A 15,254-nucleotide genomic window follows, 5' to 3' on the forward strand; every position below is an offset into this window, starting at 1 on the left:
GCCGGATTCACAGGAGCAGGTCGCCCAATGTGAACGGGTACACGACGGCGTTCTGCTCGACCGGCCCGTCGATGCCCGGCACGTCCGGCGCGCACGCGTGCTGGTGCAGGCCGAGCCGCGAGTGGAACCAGCCGGCCCGCCCGGGGATGCCGTTGTGGCGGACCAGCCACAGCACGACCTCGCTGTCGGCCCAGCGGTCCGGGTGCAGCCGGTGCGCCCAGCAGTCGTGGTCGGCGTACACCAGCACCCGCTCGATGCGCGCCGCGTGCCGGACGTGCTTGATCCACGCCTTGATGAACCGGTCGTCGACGCTCGGCGCCGCCACCTCCAGCGCGGGGGCCAGCGACCCGGGGGCGAACGCGCCGAGCCCGCTCGCCGTCCGCACGAAGTGCTCGGCCTGGTCGTGGACCGCGCCGGGCCGCGCGTAGTGCCGCCCGCCGACGTGCAGCCCGGCTTCCTGCGCGCCGGTCAGGTTCCGCTCCGCGGCGGAGCTGGTCCAGTTGACGTTCTCGCTGATCGTCACCGACACGAACCGGGTCTCCGCGGCGCGGACGGCGCGCCAGTCGGCCACGTGCTCGCGGTGCGACAGCGAGATGCCGAGCTCACTCTCGGGCTCTGTCACGGTCCGCCCCCGGCACGTCTCGGTGGAGAGCACACCATACGTCGCCGAGGGCGGACCTGCAGTGACACACGCTGGTTGATCAGGCGTTTTCCTTCTGGAAGGTCCGTGTTCCCCACCACAGGGACAACACCGCCATCGCCAGCACCACGACACCGCCCGTGAACAGGGCATCCATCGTGAAGTCGCCGCCGAAGCTGTTCCGCTCGACGTCGACGACGTGCCGGAACGGGTTGATCCGCGAGACCGTGTAGAGCCAGTCCGGTGCCTTCCCGGCGGTGATCGGCAGCAGGATCCCGGAGAGCAACAGCAGCGGGATGAGCACCGCGTTGAGCAGGGCGGGGAACGTCTCCTCGCTCTTCAGCGTCAACGCCAGCGCGTAGGAGCACGACGCCAGCGACACCGCCAGCAGGAACACGATCACCAGGCACAGGAGCACGCCGCCGACGGGTGCGTCGAGGGGGAACACCAGCGCGGCCAGCACGATGATCAACACCGCCTGCACCACGGCCTGCAGCGCGTTGGCCAGCACCTTCCCCAGCAGCAGCGCGACCCGGCTGACCGGCGTCACCCGGAACCGCTCGACGACCCCGGAGCGGTATTCGGCCAGCAGCCCGAAGCCGACGAACGAGCTGCCGAACAGGGCCAGCTGGGCGATCAGCGCCGGGGTCAGCAGCATCCAGCCCTGCACTTCGGTCAGGCCCTGGCCCTGCATGGCCTGCACCATCAGCGGCCCGAACAGGAACAGGTACAGCAGCGGCTGCATGATGCCGATCAGCACCCAGGTCGGGTTGCGCAGCGCCGCGGTCATGTCGCGGCGGAAGATCAGCCAGGTGTCACGCACCACGGCCGGCCTCCTCCGCTTCCCGCAGCGAACGCCCGGTCAGGGTCAGGAAGACGTCGTCGAGCGTCGGCCGGTGGACCTGGACCGACAGCATCGCGATGTCCTTCGCGTCCAAGGCGCGCAGCAGCTCCGGCAACGCGACGTCGCCGCGCGGTACGCGGAACCGGATCTCCCCGCCGTCGGCGGACAGCTCCTGCGCGCCCGCGAGGCGTCCGGCGATCTCGGCGGCGTCGGCGGCCTGCTCGGGGGCGACGCCCACCTCGACCCGGTCGCCGTTGACGCCCGCCTTCAGCGCGTCCGGCGTCCCTTCGGCGACGATCCGGCCGTCGTCGATCACGATCAGCCGGTCCGACAGCGCGTCCGCCTCGTCGAGGTAGTGGGTCGTGAGGAGGACCGTGACGCCCTGTTCGGTGCGCAGCCGGCGGATGTGGTCCCACAGGTTGGCGCGGCTCTGCGGGTCGAGCCCGGTCGAGGGCTCGTCGAGGAAGACCAGGCCCGGCGAGTGGATCAGCCCGAGCGCGATGTCGAGCCGCCGCCGCTGCCCGCCCGACAGCGTCTTGGTCAGCCGCTGGTCCAGCCCGGTCAGGTCGAGCTGTTCGGCGAGCTCGGCGCCGCGCGCGATCGCGTCGGCCTTGCTCATCCGGTAGAGCCGCCCCTGCAGCTCCAGCTCGTCGGCGACCTTGCTCTCCGGCGCGCTGCCGCCGCCCTGTGCGACGTAGCCGATGCGCTTGCGCACGCCGAGCGGGTCGGAAAGCAGGTCGCAGCCGCCGACGGTCGCGGTGCCCGCCGTCGGCTTCAGCAGCGTGGTCAGCATGCGCAGCGTGGTCGTCTTCCCGGCGCCGTTGGGCCCGAGGAAGCCGACCAGCTCACCCGCTTCGACGTCGAGGTCGACGCCCTTGACGGCGTGGACTTCGCCCCCAGTGCGGCCCTTGCGGCGGAACCGCCGCTCGAGACCGCGTGCCGTGATCATGAGAACCCCTTTCTGAGTAGTCAAACTTGACTAGCTGAGGCGCACACTGTGCCCGACGGAGGCGCTCTAGTCAACTTGATTACTCGGTGGCTTCGTCCGGCGGCTGCCCGAAAGCGCGGCCCGGGTCGTCGGCCATCACGTATTCGCCGGCTTCGAGCCGGGCGATCAGGGTCCGGAGCCACTCCAAGCTCGCTGCCGAGATCTGAGCCCAGAGCCCGAACAGCTCGGAGATGTGCGCGGGCTGCCCCCACTCGGAGCCCTCTTGGATGAGCCAGTCCGCCCGCCGCACCTCGGCTTCGAGGTGGACGAGGCGCTGGTTCAGCATGCCGATCACCCGCTTGCGGGGCAGCGCGGTCATCAGCGAGATCGCGGCGGACAGCTCCGGGTGGCCGACCTCGGGATCGGACAGGGCCGTGCCCAGCAGGTGGTGGAACTCCCGGTCGCCGTCCTCGGTGACCCGGTAGGCGACCCGGTCCGGGCCGGCGTCGCCCGGCTCGACCTCGACCTGGTCGAGCAAGCCCTCGGCGGTCATCTTCTTGAGCGCGTGGTAGATCGACCCGGGCTGGACGTTGGCCCACTTGTCCGCCGACCAGGTCAGCAGCTCGCGACGCACCTGGTAGCCGTGCGCGCGGCCGTACATGCGCACCACCCCGAGCACGAGCAACCGTGTCGCCGACAACCGGGCCTCCCTCTCGTCAAAGCGCGTGACGCCCTCCGTAGGCTAATAAGGTATGAGCACCCCTGTGTTGACCGCGGTGGCCTGGCCCTACGCCAACGGCCCCCGCCACATCGGCCACGTGTCCGGATTCGGCGTCCCGTCCGACGTCTTCTCCCGCTACCAGCGAATGGCCGGCAACCGGGTGCTCATGGTGTCCGGCACCGACGAACACGGCACCCCGATCACCGTCCAGGCGGACAAGGAGAACTCGACCCCGCAGGAGACGGCGGACAAGTACACCCGCCAGATCGGCAACGACCTGCAGGGCCTCGGCCTCTCCTACGACCTGTTCACCCGGACCACGACCGGCAACCACGCCGAGGTGACGCAGCAGATCTTCCTGGCGCTGCACCGCAACGGTTACGTCGTGCCCAAGACCACGCGCGGCGCGATCAGCCCGTCCACCGGCCGCACGCTGCCCGACCGCTACGTCGAGGGCACCTGCCCGATCTGCGGGTACGACGGCGCGCGCGGCGACCAGTGCGACAACTGCGGCAACCAGCTCGACGCCGCGGAGCTGATCAACCCGAAGTCGCGGATCAACGGCGAGACGCCGAAGTTCGTCGAGACCGAGCACTACTTCCTCGACCTGCCGGCGTTCACCAAGACCCTCGGCGACTGGCTGGGCACCAAGACCGACTGGCGCCCGAACGTCCTCAACTTCACCAAGAACCTGATCGACGACATGCGGCCGCGGCCGATCACCCGCGACCTCGACTGGGGCGTCAAGATCCCCCTCGACGGCTGGCGCGACCAGCCGCTGAAGCGGTTCTACGTCTGGTTCGACGCGGTGATCGGGTACTTCTCGGCCAGCGTCGAGTGGGCGCGGCGCTCCGGCAACCCGGACGCGTGGCAGGAGTGGTGGAACAACGCCGACGCCCGGTCGTACTACTTCATGGGCAAGGACAACATCACCTTCCACGCCCAGATCTGGCCGGCGCTGCTGTTCGGCCACAACGGCGAGGGTGACAAGGGCGGCGAGCCCGGCAAGTACGGCAAGCTGCACCTGCCGGACGAGATCGTCTCCAGCGAGTTCCTCACCATGAGCGGCTCGAAGTTCTCGACCTCGCGCGGGCGCGTGATCTACGTCGAGGACTTCCTGCGCGACTTCGGCCCGGACACGCTGCGGTACTTCATCTCGGTCGCCGGCCCGGAGACCCAGGACACCGACTTCACCTGGGACGAGTTCGTCCGCCGGACCAACTTCGAGCTGGCCAACGAGTGGGGCAACCTGGTCAACCGGTCCATCTCGATGGCGCACAAGAACGTCGGCGCGATCCCGCGCCCGGAGGCCCCGACGGCGGCCGACGAAGAGCTGAAGGCGCTGTCGCGCAAGGCGTTCGACACGGCGGGCGCGCACCTGGCCCGGTCCCGGTTCAAGCTGGCGGCGAGCGAGGCGATGAAGGTCGTCACCGCGGCGAACAAGTACATCTCCGACCAGGAGCCGTGGAAGCTCAAGGACGACCCGACGCGGCGCGACACCGTGCTGCACACCGCGCTGCAGGTCGTCTCCGACGCCAACACGCTGCTGACGCCGTTCCTGCCGCACTCGGCGCAGAAGGTGCACGAGGCCCTCGGCGGCACCGGCGTCTGGGCCGCCCAGCCGGAGCTCAAGGAGGTCGACGACCTCGACATCGCCGGCCGGGTCAACCCGATCCTCACCGGCGACTACGCGGCCGAGCAGGCCAAGTGGGAGTCGAAGCCGATCGAGGTCGGCAAGCCGCTGGTCAAGCCGTCGCCGCTGTTCACCAAGCTCGACCCGGCGCTCGGCGAGACCGGCCCGGAGTGGGCACCGATCACGAAGGACTAAGAGGTCATGCATGGGTGACGAGAAGCGCGAGCTGCCGCCGGTCCCGGACCGGCTCCCGGTGTCGGTGGTGGACGCGCACACCCATCTCGACGCGTGCGGCGCGGTCACCGCGGCCGATGTCACGGCCGTGGTCGACCGCGCCGAGCGCGCCGGCGTCGCCCGCGTCGTCACGGTCGCGGACGACCTCGCCTCGGCCCGCTGGGCCGCCGAGGCGGCCACCTGGGACGCCCGCGTCTTCGCCGCGGTCGCGATCCACCCCACGCGGACGAAGGAGTTCGGCGACGCCGAAAAGTCCGAAGTGGAGCGCCTGGCGGGCCAGGAGCGCGTCGTCGCGGTCGGCGAGACCGGTCTCGACTACTACTGGGACTACTCGCCGCACGACGCCCAGCAGGAGGCCTTCCGCTGGCACATCGACCTGGCGAAGCGGCTGGACAAGCCGTTGATGATCCACGACCGCGAGGCCCACGACGACGTGCTGCGCATCCTGGCCGAAGAGGGTGCGCCGAATGCCGTAATCTTCCATTGTTTTTCCGGCGACGCCGAAATGGCCCGCACGTGCGTCGATGCGGGATTCGTCCTTTCCTTCGCGGGCACGGTGACGTTCAAGAACGCGAAGGGGCTCCACGAGGCGGCGCGGCTCTGCCCGCCGGGGCAGTACCTCGTCGAGACCGACGCACCCTTCCTGACCCCCCACCCGTTCCGTGGGCGGCCGAACGAGCCGTTCGGCGCCGCCTACACCGTCCGTCACCTCGCGGCGCTCAGGGGCGAAGCTGTCCACGAAGTCGCCGAATCGGTCCGGACCACCGCCGAACGGGTCTACCGACTCCCCAGTGTCACAACGGGTTGAACGCATTGCGACAACAGGGTTTCTCGATCGCCCACCTGATGGAGTGACCCAGATCACGACACTCCGGGGGGTGTTTGCGCAACCCGGCGGGACCCGTTACTGTCCCGTGATCGTGCCGGTCGGTACTGCAGACTGCAGTTGCCGACTGTTACGCCCACAGTCACGTCAGTGCACGTCGGGGAAGCGGAACCGGGTAGGTACGGCCGGGACCGTGACGATGGCGCCGGCTGCGGGCCCAGACGTAAAGACGTCGCCCCGAACGATGTCTTGGGAAAGGGAACGACCCGGTGACAGGTAGCAGACAGGCTGGAGCGCGCTCCGCGGCCGTGCTCGACCGCGAGTTCGAGAACACCGCATACGGCCAGCTCGACTTCTCCGACGACCCGAACATCACGCAGCAGGACATCCTCGCCGCGCTCGGCCCCGACGCCGACGCGATGATGGCCGAGATCGACGTCGACGTCGACGAACTGATCCGCCTCATCAACGCCGAGACGACGTACCTGCCGCCGATCGTCATCCCGGACGGCCTCGAGGAGGACCGCACCGCTTCCCCCGAAGCGCGTCGTGCGGCTCTGGACGAGGGTCTCCGCCAGACCACCAAGGTCTGGAAGCGCCGGTTCCTCAAGGGCGCCGTCCTCAGCGTCATGATCAGCGTCGCCGGCGGCGGCGCGGCCGCGCTGGCGATGAACAAGAGCATCACCGTCGACGTCGACGGCCAGCAGCAGACCGTGCACTCCTTCGGCGACACCGTCGGCGAGGTGCTCGAGGACGCGGGCCTGTCCGTCGGTGCGCACGACTCGCTCTCGCCCTCCCCGCAGGCCGAGGTCGGCGACGGCGGGGTCATCAAGCTCGAGCGCGGCCGTCAGCTGAAGCTGATCGTCGACGGTGCCGAGCACACCTCCTGGGTCCGCGCGACCCACCTCGGCGACGCCCTCAGCCAGCTCGGCATGGCCCAGGCCGAGCAGTCCGGCACGTGGATGTCGATGCCGAAGGACGGCGAGCTGCCCCTGCAGGGCGCCACCGTCGAGATCAAGACCCTCAAGCACATCACGCTCTACGACGGCGCGAACGAGCCGAAGAAGGTCACCACCACCGCGGTCACCACGAAGGAGTTCCTGGGCGAGTACAAGCTCACCCTGGGCCCGGAGGACGCCGCCGAGGGTGGTCTGGACGTCAAGCTGACCGACGGCGCCGAGGTGCACATCAGCCGCACCGGCGTCTCGACGGTCGTCCAGAAGGAGACCATCGACCCGCCCGAGCAGCGCGTCGACGACCCGGACCTCGAGAAGGGCAAGACCGAGGTCGAGGACCCCGGCACGCCCGGCGAGAAGATGGTGACCTACAAGGTCACGCAGAAGAACGGCAAAGAGGTCTCCCGGGAGAGCGTCTCCGAAGAGGTCATCACCCAGCCGAAGCCGAAGATCGTCCACGTCGGCAGCAAGAAGGCCCCGACCCCGGACATCGGCGACGGCTCCGCGTGGGACCGCATCGCGCAGTGCGAGTCGGGCGGCAACTGGGCCATCAACACCGGCAACGGCTACTACGGCGGCCTCCAGTTCGACAAGCGCACCTGGGACGCCTACGGCGGCGACCAGTACGCGAACCTCCCGAACCAGGCTTCGCGTGAGCAGCAGATCGCGATCGCCGAGAAGGTCCGCGACGCCCGCGGCGGCTACAGCGCCTGGCCGGTCTGCGGCAAGAAGGCCTGACCCGCTTTTCGAAACGGCCCCCGCCTCCCGCGGGGGCCGTTTTCGCGTGCGCGAAAAGGCAGCACGCGGGTGCCGAAGGGCATCACCGGTGATTGGAGGGCCATCACGCCGATGCCCCTCCAATCACGCGTGATGCCCCTTCGATCACGCGTGATGCCTGCCCAAGCACGGGTGATGCCCCTGGGTAAGCTCGTGCGGTGGTTGAACTGTTGGGACCTGCCGAGATCCGCGGGCTGGCGGCCGAGCTCGACGTGCGGCCGACCAAGAAGCTCGGCCAGAACTTCGTGCACGATCCCAACACCGTCCGCCGGATCGTCGAACTGGCCCAGGTCGGCCGGGACGACGTCGTCCTCGAGGTCGGGCCCGGGCTCGGGTCGCTGACGCTGGGGCTGCTCGCCACCGAAGCTCGGGTCGTCGCCGTCGAGATCGACCCCGTGCTCGCCGAACGGCTGCCGAAGACCGTCGCCGAGCGGGGGGCCGAGGCCGCCGGGCGGCTGACCGTCGTCGGGGCCGACGCGCTGCGCGTCACCGCGAAGGACCTGCCCGCCGAGCCGACCGCCCTCGTCGCCAACCTCCCGTACAACGTCGCCGTGCCGGTGGTGCTGCACCTGCTGGCCGAGCTGCCGTCGCTGCGGCGCGGCCTGGTCATGGTGCAGACCGAGGTCGCCGACCGGATGGCCGCCGGCCCGGGCAGCCGGATCTACGGCGTGCCGAGCGTCAAGCTGGCCTGGTACGGCAGTGCACGCAAGGTCGCCACGGTGCCACGCTCGGTGTTCTGGCCGGTGCCGAACGTCGATTCCGCGCTCGTCGCCTTCGAACGTGCCGACGTACCCGCGTCCGAAGACCGGGACAGGCTGTTCGGCCTCGTGGACGCCGCTTTCTCACAACGCAGGAAGACGCTCCGCGCCGCGCTCGCCGGCTGGGCGGGCTCGGCCGAACGCGCCGGGGAGCTGCTCACGGCCGCCGGGATCGACCCCAGGACCCGCGGCGAGCAGCTCGACGTGCACGCCTTCGCGAGACTCGCCGCCACGCGCTAGTTCCACAGTGGAGGCGGTGAAAATACGCCCTCCCCGCGGGTGATCCCGCGATTCGGACACCTCCAGACGTGTGATCTGGGCCAACACGCTTGCTTTCGCTCCTCGGGATCGGTTTTACTCAGTACGTCCATCCCGAGCGACTGAGAGACCTGGCTCGCCGAAGTCGCAGCAACCACCCTCCACAGGGCAGGTGCTACCGCCAGGACCGATGGAGGCCGTTTCCGATGAAGAGGGTAGCTCGCCCCCTGCTCCTGACCAGGCGTCGCGTCGTCGACGAAGGCCGCCGCTCCGTGACCGCATGTCGGCGCTCCAACTGAGCTAGCCAGCCGGTCCACCTCTTCTTCATGCACCGTCCATAAAGGACGGAATTCGCTTGCGGCCGGGTGCCGCCATCCGCGCGCACCCCGTTTTCTGGAGCCTTCGTGATCACCGTCGAAAACCTGTCCAAGTCCTTTGCCCTCAACGGAAATCCGGTCGTCGCGCTGCGCGACGTGAGTGTCGACGTCCAGGCCGGCTCGCTGTTCGGCGTGGTCGGCCCCGCCGGTTCCGGCAAGTCCGTCCTCGCCCGGTGCATCGCGCTGCAGGAGCGGCCCGACCGCGGGGTCGTCCGGCTCGACGGCCTCAACACCGGCACCCTCGACGGCCGCCGCCTGCGCGAGATCCGCCGCCAGCTGGGTGTCGTCTCGACGAAGCCGGAGCTGATCGCCGAGCGCACCATCGCCGGCAACATCGCTTCCCCGCTCGAGCAGCTCGGCGTCGACGGCCCGCAGCGCCGCAGCCGGGTCGGCTCGCTGCTCGACCTCGTCGGCCTGACGCCGCGCGCCGCGCAGCGCCCCGGCGAGCTGTCCGCCGGTCAGCTCCGCCGCGTCGCGGTCGCGAAGGCGCTGGCCGCGGCCCCCGCGGTGCTGCTCGCCGACGACCCGACCGCCGGCATCGACCCGGAGGAGGCCGGCGCGGTGCTCACCGTCCTCGACCGGGCCCGCTCCGAGCTGGGCGTCACCGTCGTGCTCACGACGCCGGACGCGGGCGTGGTCCGCCGGGTCTGCGACGACGTCGCGGTGCTCGAGGACGGCACGGTCGTCGAGCGCGGCACGGTCCTCGACCTGATCTCCGACCCGGCCAGCCGCACCGCCCGGGCGCTGCTGCCGGCCATCGAGACGTCCCGCTCGCAGGCGGCGCGCTACGACCGCTCGGTCGACGTCGTGCTGGTCGGCTTCGCGTCGGTCGGCGCGCTGCTGCCCGAGGCCGCGGGCCGCTTCGACGTCGAGTTCGCCACCATCGGCGGCGGCCTGACCCGGATCGGCGACACCCCGGTCGGCCGGTTCCGCCTTGGCGTCCGCGGCGAGCGCGCCGACGCGGCGCTGGCGTGGGTCGCCGAGCGCGGCGGCCACGTGACGCACACCGCGCGCGGCCCGCAGGGCATCGCCGCCGCCTGAGCAGCAAGTCCGTGAAGGCCACCTCGGGAATCCCCCGAGGTGGCCTTCACGGCTTTCAGCGGGTACCGCGGGGCAGGACCAGCAACGCCGTGAGCGCGGCGGCGCCGACGATCCCGGCCGCCCAGGCCGCGGCCGTCGTGTAGCCGTGGACGATCGCCGTCGAGGTGGTCAGCCCGGCCGCCGCGGCGGTGGCGATCGTGTTCAGCGTCGCCGTCCCCAATGACGCCCCCACCTGCTGCGACGTCGTCACGAACGCCGACGCCGCGCCCGCGTCCCGCGCGCCGACGTCCCGGGTCGCGACGTTCAGCACCACCGGCATGCACAGGCCGGCGCCGAGGCCGAGCAGCAGCTGCATCGGCAGGACGACCGGGACGTACGACGCGTCCGGCGTCAGCCGGGTGGCGAGCAGCAACCCGCCGGCGAGCACGGCCAACCCGCCCGCGAGCAGCGGGCGCGGGCCGAACCGGGCCAGCAGCCGTCCGGACAGCTGCGTCGAGGCGAAGAGGTTCGCGCCCAGCGTCGGCAGGAACGCCAGCGCCGCGGCGAGCGCGCCGTAGCCCATCACCACCTGCAGCTGGTAGGTCAGGAACAGGAACATCCCGAACGCGCCGAACGACGCGGTACCGACCGTCAGGTACGCGACGGCGCGGGCGCGGTCGGTCACGACCGGCAGCGGCAGCAACGGGTGCGGGTGCCGCGCCTGCCGGAGCACGAACGCGCCGAGCAGAACCACCGAAAGCGCGAGAAAAGCCAGTACCGGCAACGAATTCCAGCCCTCGACCGCCGCTTCGGACAGGGCGTGCACCAGCACGACGACCCCGCCGCAGCTGAGCAGCGCGCTGGTCCAGTCCACTTTGGTCTCCCGGTGCCCGGTCGTGGCCGGGACGGCGAACCAGGCGCCCAGCCCGGCGGCCACGGCGAGCGGCACGTTGATGTAGAGGCTCCAGCGCCAGTCGAGGAACTGGGTCAGCGCGCCGCCGAGCGTGAGGCCGAGCGCGGAGCCGGACATCATGATCGCGCTGAAGATCCCGAACGCCTTCCCGCGCTCGCGCGGGTCGGTGAAGGTGAGCGTCAGCAGCGACATCGTCGACGGCGCCAGCAGCGCGGCGAACACGCCCTGCGCGGCCCGCGCGGCGATCAGCCAGCCGGGTGACGGGGCCGCGCCGCCCAGCGCCGACGCCACGGCGAACCCGGCGATGCCGACGAGCAGCGTCGTGCGGCGGCCGAGCCGGTCGGCCAGCCGGCCGCCGAGCAGCAGCAGGCCCCCGAACGCCAGCGTGTACGCGGAGATCGTCCACTGGCGGCCGGTGTCGGACAGGCCCAGCTCGCGCTGGGCCGAAGGCAGGGCGATGTTCACGACGGTCGTGTCGAGCACGACCATCAGCTGGGCCAGGCCCAGTGCGCCGAGCGCGAGCCAGCGGCTCGCGACGCGCCGAGGTGCGGTAGTGGTCATGGGGACCCCCGGGGTAAGCTGCGGAAGCATTACTTGTCGTCCGACTAGTAATGGGAACGAGCCGAACGGTAAGCCATTGCTAGCCGGTCGTCAAGTAAGTTGAGGAGTGAGGCATGGCCGGGCGGCGCACCGACACCCGAGAGCGCATCCAGCAGGTCGCGCTCGAGCTGTTCGCCGAGCAGGGCTACGAGAGCAGCTCGCTGCGGGAGATCGCCGAGCGGCTCGACGTCACGAAAGCCGCGTTGTACTACCACTTCCGCACGAAGGAGGACATCGTCACGAGCCTCCTCGAAGACTGGGGGGCGGCCCTCGACGACCTCCTCGAGCGCGAAGCCGGCCCGGCCGAGCTGCTCACGGCCTACGCCGGGCTGGTGGAAAGCCGGTTCGGTCCGGTGATCGGCCTGGTTCAGCGCAACGCGACCGCGTTGAAGGCCATCGCCGCGGGCGCCGGCCTCGCGGACCGCGTGATCCGGCTGCACGACCGGCTCCGCGGCGGCTCCGACGACCCCGAACTGAGCCTGCGCGCCCGGCTCGCCCTGGTCGCCGTCCAGCTCAACAGCGTCGAAGCCACGCCGAGCACCCCGCCGGAGGTGGCGCTCGCCGTCGGGCTCGACATCCTTTCTCCTGGTCGGAACGCGGGCACGTAGGCTGGTCGGGTGCTCGCCGTAGTTCCGCCCCCAGTCACCGTCCGGGTCCCGGCCAAGGTCAACCTGCACCTTTCGGTCGACGACCTGCGCGAAGACGGTTACCACGAGCTGGTGACCGTGTTCCAGGCGCTGTCGCTGACCGACGAGGTGACCGTCGCGGTCACCGACGAGCCCGGCATCGAGGTCTACGGCGAAGGCGAGGGCACGGTCCCGACCGGCCCGGAAAACCTGGCCTGGCGGGCCGTCGAAGCGCTGGCCGCGCACGTCGGCCGCACCGGCGAGCCGAAGGTCCGGGTGGTGCTGCGCAAGGGCATCCCGGTCGCCGGGGGCATGGCGGGCGGCAGCGCCGACGCGGCCGCGACGCTGGTCGGGCTGGCGAGCCTGTGGAACCTCGACGTCACCCGCGACGAGCTGGCCGAGATCGCCGCCGAGCTGGGCAGCGACGTCCCGTTCGCGCTCTACGGCGGCACCGCGCTGGGCACCGGGCGCGGCGAGCAGCTCGTCCCGGTGCTCTCGCGGCACACCTTCCACTGGGTGCTGGCCTTCGACGCCGAAGGGCTGTCGACGCCGAAGGTGTTCGGCGAGCTCGACCGCCTGCGCGCGGCGGGCAACCCGCCGCGGATCGGCTCGCACACGCCGGTCGTCGAGGCGCTGGCCTCGGGTGATCCGCGCCAGCTGGCCCTGCTGCTGGGCAACGACCTCCAGGCGGCTGCCGTTTCGCTGCGCCCGGGACTGCGCCGCACCCTGCGCGCCGGCGTCAACGCGGGCGCGCTCGCGGGCACGGTCTCCGGCTCCGGCCCGACCTGCGCGTTCCTCTGCGAGGACGCGCAGTCCGCGGTGGAGGTCGCCGCCGAGCTGTCGGGCGCGGGGGTGTGCCGGACGGTCCGGGTGGCGCACGGCCCGGTCCCCGGTGCCCGGGTGGTCGGTGGCGACGACGCGAACCGGCCGACGCCGCCGCGGGTGCACGCATGAAGCACGCCGAATTCGCGTTCCCCGGCCCGCTGCGCGACAAGCTCGTCGCGGCGATCCTGCGCGGGGAGAAGACCTCGACCACCGGGCTGGTCGCCGAATACGAGAAGGACGGCGAAGAACTGCCCGTCGTCGGCGAGCGCGAGCTGATGATCGACTCGGCCGGCGTCGGGGTCGCGGTGCTCGAGACCACCGAGGTCCGCGTGCTTCCTCTGTCCGAAGTGGACTTGCAGCACGCGCTCGACGAGGGCGAGGGCGACAAGAGCGTCGCCGAATGGCGTGCCGGCCACACGAAGTACTGGCAGAGCGCGGAAATGCGCGCCGCGCTCGAAGATCCGGAATTCACCGTGGACGACACGACCATGGTCGTGGCGACGCGGTTCGTCATCGTGGAAAGGATCGGCTGAACGGATGGCCAACCTGGTCAATCTCGAGGCGGTGAGCAAGTCGTACGGCGTGCGCCCACTGCTGGACGGCGTGTCGCTCGGCGTCGCGGCCGGGCAGCGCATCGGCGTCGTCGGCCTCAACGGCGGCGGCAAGACCACCCTGCTGGAAGTCCTTTCCGGACTCGCCGAGCCGGATTCCGGGCGGGTGAGCCACGTTCGCGACCTGCGGATGGCGGTGGTCACCCAGCGCACGGAGCTGCCGGACGGCAGCACGGTCGGCGACGTCGTGCTGGAACGCTACGGCGCCGAGCACGAATGGGCCGCCGACGCCCGCGTCCGGTCCATTGTGGACGGCTTGGGGATCACCGCGATCGGGCTCGACACGCCCACCGCGAACCTCTCCGGCGGCGAGCGGCGCCGGGTCTCCCTGGCCGCCGCCCTCACCGGCGAGCTCGACCTCGTCGTCCTCGACGAGCCCACCAACCACCTGGACGTCGAAGGTGTCCGCTGGCTCGCCGACCACCTGCTCGCGCGCCGCATCGCGGTCGTGGTCGTCACCCACGACCGGTGGTTCCTCGACACCGTCGCGACCCTGACCTGGGAAGTCGCGAACGGCCGCGTCGAGCAGTACGAAGGCGGTTACGCCGACTGGATCTTCGCCCGCGCCGAGCGGGCGCGGCTGGCCGCGACGGCCGAGGAGAAACGGCAGAACCTGGCCCGCAAGGAACTGGCGTGGCTGCGCCGCGGCCCGCAGGCGCGCTCGTCGAAGCCGCGCTACCGCGTCGAGGCGGCCGAAGCGCTGATCGCCGACGTCCCGCCCCTGCGCGACTCCGTGGAACTGCAGGCGTTCGCGAAGCGGCGGCTCGGCAAGACCGTGCTGGAGCTGGAAGACACGACGTACACGGTCGGCGAGCGCACGCTCCTCGACCACGTCACCTGGCGCATCGGGCCGGGCGACCGGATCGGCCTCGTCGGCATCAACGGCTCGGGCAAGACGTCGCTGCTGAAGCTGCTCGGCGGCGACGTCGAAGGCACGACCGGACGCCGGATCGAGGGCAAGACGGTCGCGCTCGCACACCTGCGCCAGGAGCTCGACGACCTGCCCGGTGACCTGCGCGTGCTGCAGGCGATCGAGCAGGTGGCCGGCCGCGTGGTGTTCGGCAAGCAGGAGATGACGGCGTCGCAGCTGGGCGAGAAGCTCGGCTTCCCGGCGGCCCGGCAGTGGACGCCGGTCGAGGACCTCTCCGGCGGCGAACGGCGCCGGCTGCAGCTGTGCCGGCTGCTGATGGCCGAACCGAACGTGCTGCTGCTCGACGAGCCGACGAACGACCTGGACATCGACACGCTGCAGCAGCTTGAGGACCTCCTCGACGGCTGGCCGGGCACGATGGTCGTCGTCTCACACGACCGCTACCTGGTCGAACGCGTCTGCGACACGATCGTCGCCCTCTTCGGCGACGGCCGCATCACCCACCTCCCGGGCGGCATCGAGGAGTACCTGAACCGCCGCGCGGCCGCGCAGGACACCTCGGGCCCGGCGCCCTCGGCGGCGAAGACCGAGGCGAAGAAGTCGGCGGCCGACGTCCGCGCGGCCCAGAAGGACCTCGGGCGCCTCGAGCGCAAGCTCGACCAGCTGCACGCGAAGGAGGAGAAGCTCCACGCGGCCCTCCTGGAGGCGGCGACCGACCCGGCGAAGCTGATGGAGCTCAACGCGGAGCTGAAGGGCGTCCAGGGCGAGATCGAGGACGTCGAAGGCCGCTGGCTGGAGACGTCCGAACTGCTGGAGTGACACCTGGTTCCCGTGTT

14 protein-coding genes and 1 riboswitch are annotated in these 15,254 nt (G+C 71.0%); of the genes, 9 read left to right on the top strand and 5 right to left on the bottom strand.

All coding sequences use genetic code 11. From position 1 onward, the window contains the following. Positions 1-7: 7 nt before the first annotated feature. The 4 genes from ACH54P_RS35430 to ACH54P_RS35445 all read right to left on the bottom strand — a co-directional run bounded on the left by ACH54P_RS35430 (position 8) and on the right by ACH54P_RS35445 (position 3,112). A complete protein-coding gene (locus ACH54P_RS35430; protein ID WP_489907650.1) occupies positions 8-622 on the bottom strand; it encodes a glycoside hydrolase family 25 protein in 615 nt (204 codons plus the stop codon). Between the two features lie 79 nt (positions 623-701). After that, a complete protein-coding gene (locus ACH54P_RS35435) occupies positions 702-1,466 on the bottom strand; it encodes an ABC transporter permease (RefSeq protein ID WP_489907651.1) in 765 nt (254 codons plus the stop codon). Continuing rightward, positions 1,456-2,433 (bottom strand): ATP-binding cassette domain-containing protein, encoded by a 978-nt coding sequence (locus ACH54P_RS35440; protein WP_489907652.1) that lies wholly within the window; start codon positions 2,431-2,433, stop codon positions 1,456-1,458. The genes ACH54P_RS35435 and ACH54P_RS35440 overlap by 11 nt, the downstream gene beginning before the upstream one ends. Positions 2,434-2,512: 79 nt before the next feature. Further along, positions 2,513-3,112: a PadR family transcriptional regulator gene (locus ACH54P_RS35445; RefSeq protein WP_489907653.1), complete on the bottom strand. Its 600-nt coding sequence runs from the start codon at positions 3,110-3,112 to the stop codon at positions 2,513-2,515. Positions 3,113-3,164: 52 nt separating this feature from the next. On the opposite strand from ACH54P_RS35445, the gene metG reads away from it, so the two are divergent. From metG to ACH54P_RS35470, 5 genes are all read left to right on the top strand, one after another. Then, positions 3,165-4,961, top strand: coding sequence for a methionine--tRNA ligase (gene metG, locus ACH54P_RS35450; RefSeq protein ID WP_489907654.1), 1,797 nt, complete (start codon positions 3,165-3,167; stop codon positions 4,959-4,961). 10 nt (positions 4,962-4,971) lie between these two features. Further along, positions 4,972-5,808: a TatD family hydrolase gene (locus ACH54P_RS35455; RefSeq protein ID WP_489907655.1), complete on the top strand. Its 837-nt coding sequence runs from the start codon at positions 4,972-4,974 to the stop codon at positions 5,806-5,808. Between the two features lie 287 nt (positions 5,809-6,095). After that, complete coding sequence (locus ACH54P_RS35460) at positions 6,096-7,520, top strand: resuscitation-promoting factor (RefSeq protein WP_489907656.1); 1,425 nt, start codon at positions 6,096-6,098, stop codon at positions 7,518-7,520. Between the two features lie 197 nt (positions 7,521-7,717). Next, complete coding sequence (gene rsmA / locus ACH54P_RS35465) at positions 7,718-8,557, top strand: 16S rRNA (adenine(1518)-N(6)/adenine(1519)-N(6))-dimethyltransferase RsmA (RefSeq protein ID WP_489907657.1); 840 nt, start codon at positions 7,718-7,720, stop codon at positions 8,555-8,557. Positions 8,558-8,681: 124 nt separating this feature from the next. Beyond that, a riboswitch (SAM riboswitch) is annotated at positions 8,682-8,772 on the top strand. Positions 8,773-8,979: 207 nt separating this feature from the next. Further along, positions 8,980-9,993, top strand: coding sequence for a methionine ABC transporter ATP-binding protein (locus tag ACH54P_RS35470; protein WP_489907658.1), 1,014 nt, complete (start codon positions 8,980-8,982; stop codon positions 9,991-9,993). A gap of 55 nt (positions 9,994-10,048) precedes the next feature. Here ACH54P_RS35470 and ACH54P_RS35475 read toward each other — a convergent pair whose 3' ends face one another. Then, positions 10,049-11,446, bottom strand: a complete 1,398-nt coding sequence (locus tag ACH54P_RS35475) for a DHA2 family efflux MFS transporter permease subunit (protein ID WP_489907659.1) — start codon at positions 11,444-11,446, stop codon at positions 10,049-10,051. A gap of 113 nt (positions 11,447-11,559) precedes the next feature. Here ACH54P_RS35475 and ACH54P_RS35480 point away from each other — a divergent pair, with 113 nt between their 5' ends. From ACH54P_RS35480 to ACH54P_RS35495, 4 genes are read left to right on the top strand one after another with little or no spacing between them, the layout of a single operon-like run. Next, positions 11,560-12,093, top strand: coding sequence for a TetR/AcrR family transcriptional regulator (locus ACH54P_RS35480; RefSeq protein WP_489907660.1), 534 nt, complete (start codon positions 11,560-11,562; stop codon positions 12,091-12,093). A gap of 9 nt (positions 12,094-12,102) precedes the next feature. Next, a complete protein-coding gene (locus ACH54P_RS35485) occupies positions 12,103-13,065 on the top strand; it encodes a 4-(cytidine 5'-diphospho)-2-C-methyl-D-erythritol kinase (RefSeq protein ID WP_489907661.1) in 963 nt (320 codons plus the stop codon). After that, a complete protein-coding gene (locus tag ACH54P_RS35490; protein ID WP_489907662.1) occupies positions 13,062-13,469 on the top strand; it encodes an ASCH domain-containing protein in 408 nt (135 codons plus the stop codon). The genes ACH54P_RS35485 and ACH54P_RS35490 overlap by 4 nt, the downstream gene beginning before the upstream one ends. Positions 13,470-13,473: 4 nt before the next feature. Then, positions 13,474-15,237: an ABC-F family ATP-binding cassette domain-containing protein gene (locus ACH54P_RS35495; protein WP_489907663.1), complete on the top strand. Its 1,764-nt coding sequence runs from the start codon at positions 13,474-13,476 to the stop codon at positions 15,235-15,237. Positions 15,238-15,254 lie beyond the last annotated feature (17 nt).

It is taken from the genome of Amycolatopsis sp. N2S4-7, from assembly GCF_058119595.1.

Excerpts from the sequence above, each read along its gene's own strand:
- ACH54P_RS35440 (WP_489907652.1), bottom strand. The coding sequence starts at position 2,433 with ATGATCACGGCACGCGGTCTCGAGCGGCGGTTCCGCCGCAAGGGCCGC.
- metG (WP_489907654.1), top strand. The coding sequence starts at position 3,165 with ATGAGCACCCCTGTGTTGACCGCGGTGGCCTGGCCCTACGCCAACGGC.
- ACH54P_RS35455 (WP_489907655.1), top strand. The coding sequence starts at position 4,972 with ATGGGTGACGAGAAGCGCGAGCTGCCGCCGGTCCCGGACCGGCTCCCG.
- ACH54P_RS35475 (WP_489907659.1), bottom strand. The coding sequence starts at position 11,446 with ATGACCACTACCGCACCTCGGCGCGTCGCGAGCCGCTGGCTCGCGCTC.
- ACH54P_RS35480 (WP_489907660.1), top strand. The coding sequence starts at position 11,560 with ATGGCCGGGCGGCGCACCGACACCCGAGAGCGCATCCAGCAGGTCGCG.
- ACH54P_RS35490 (WP_489907662.1), top strand. The coding sequence starts at position 13,062 with ATGAAGCACGCCGAATTCGCGTTCCCCGGCCCGCTGCGCGACAAGCTC.
- ACH54P_RS35495 (WP_489907663.1), top strand. The coding sequence starts at position 13,474 with ATGGCCAACCTGGTCAATCTCGAGGCGGTGAGCAAGTCGTACGGCGTG.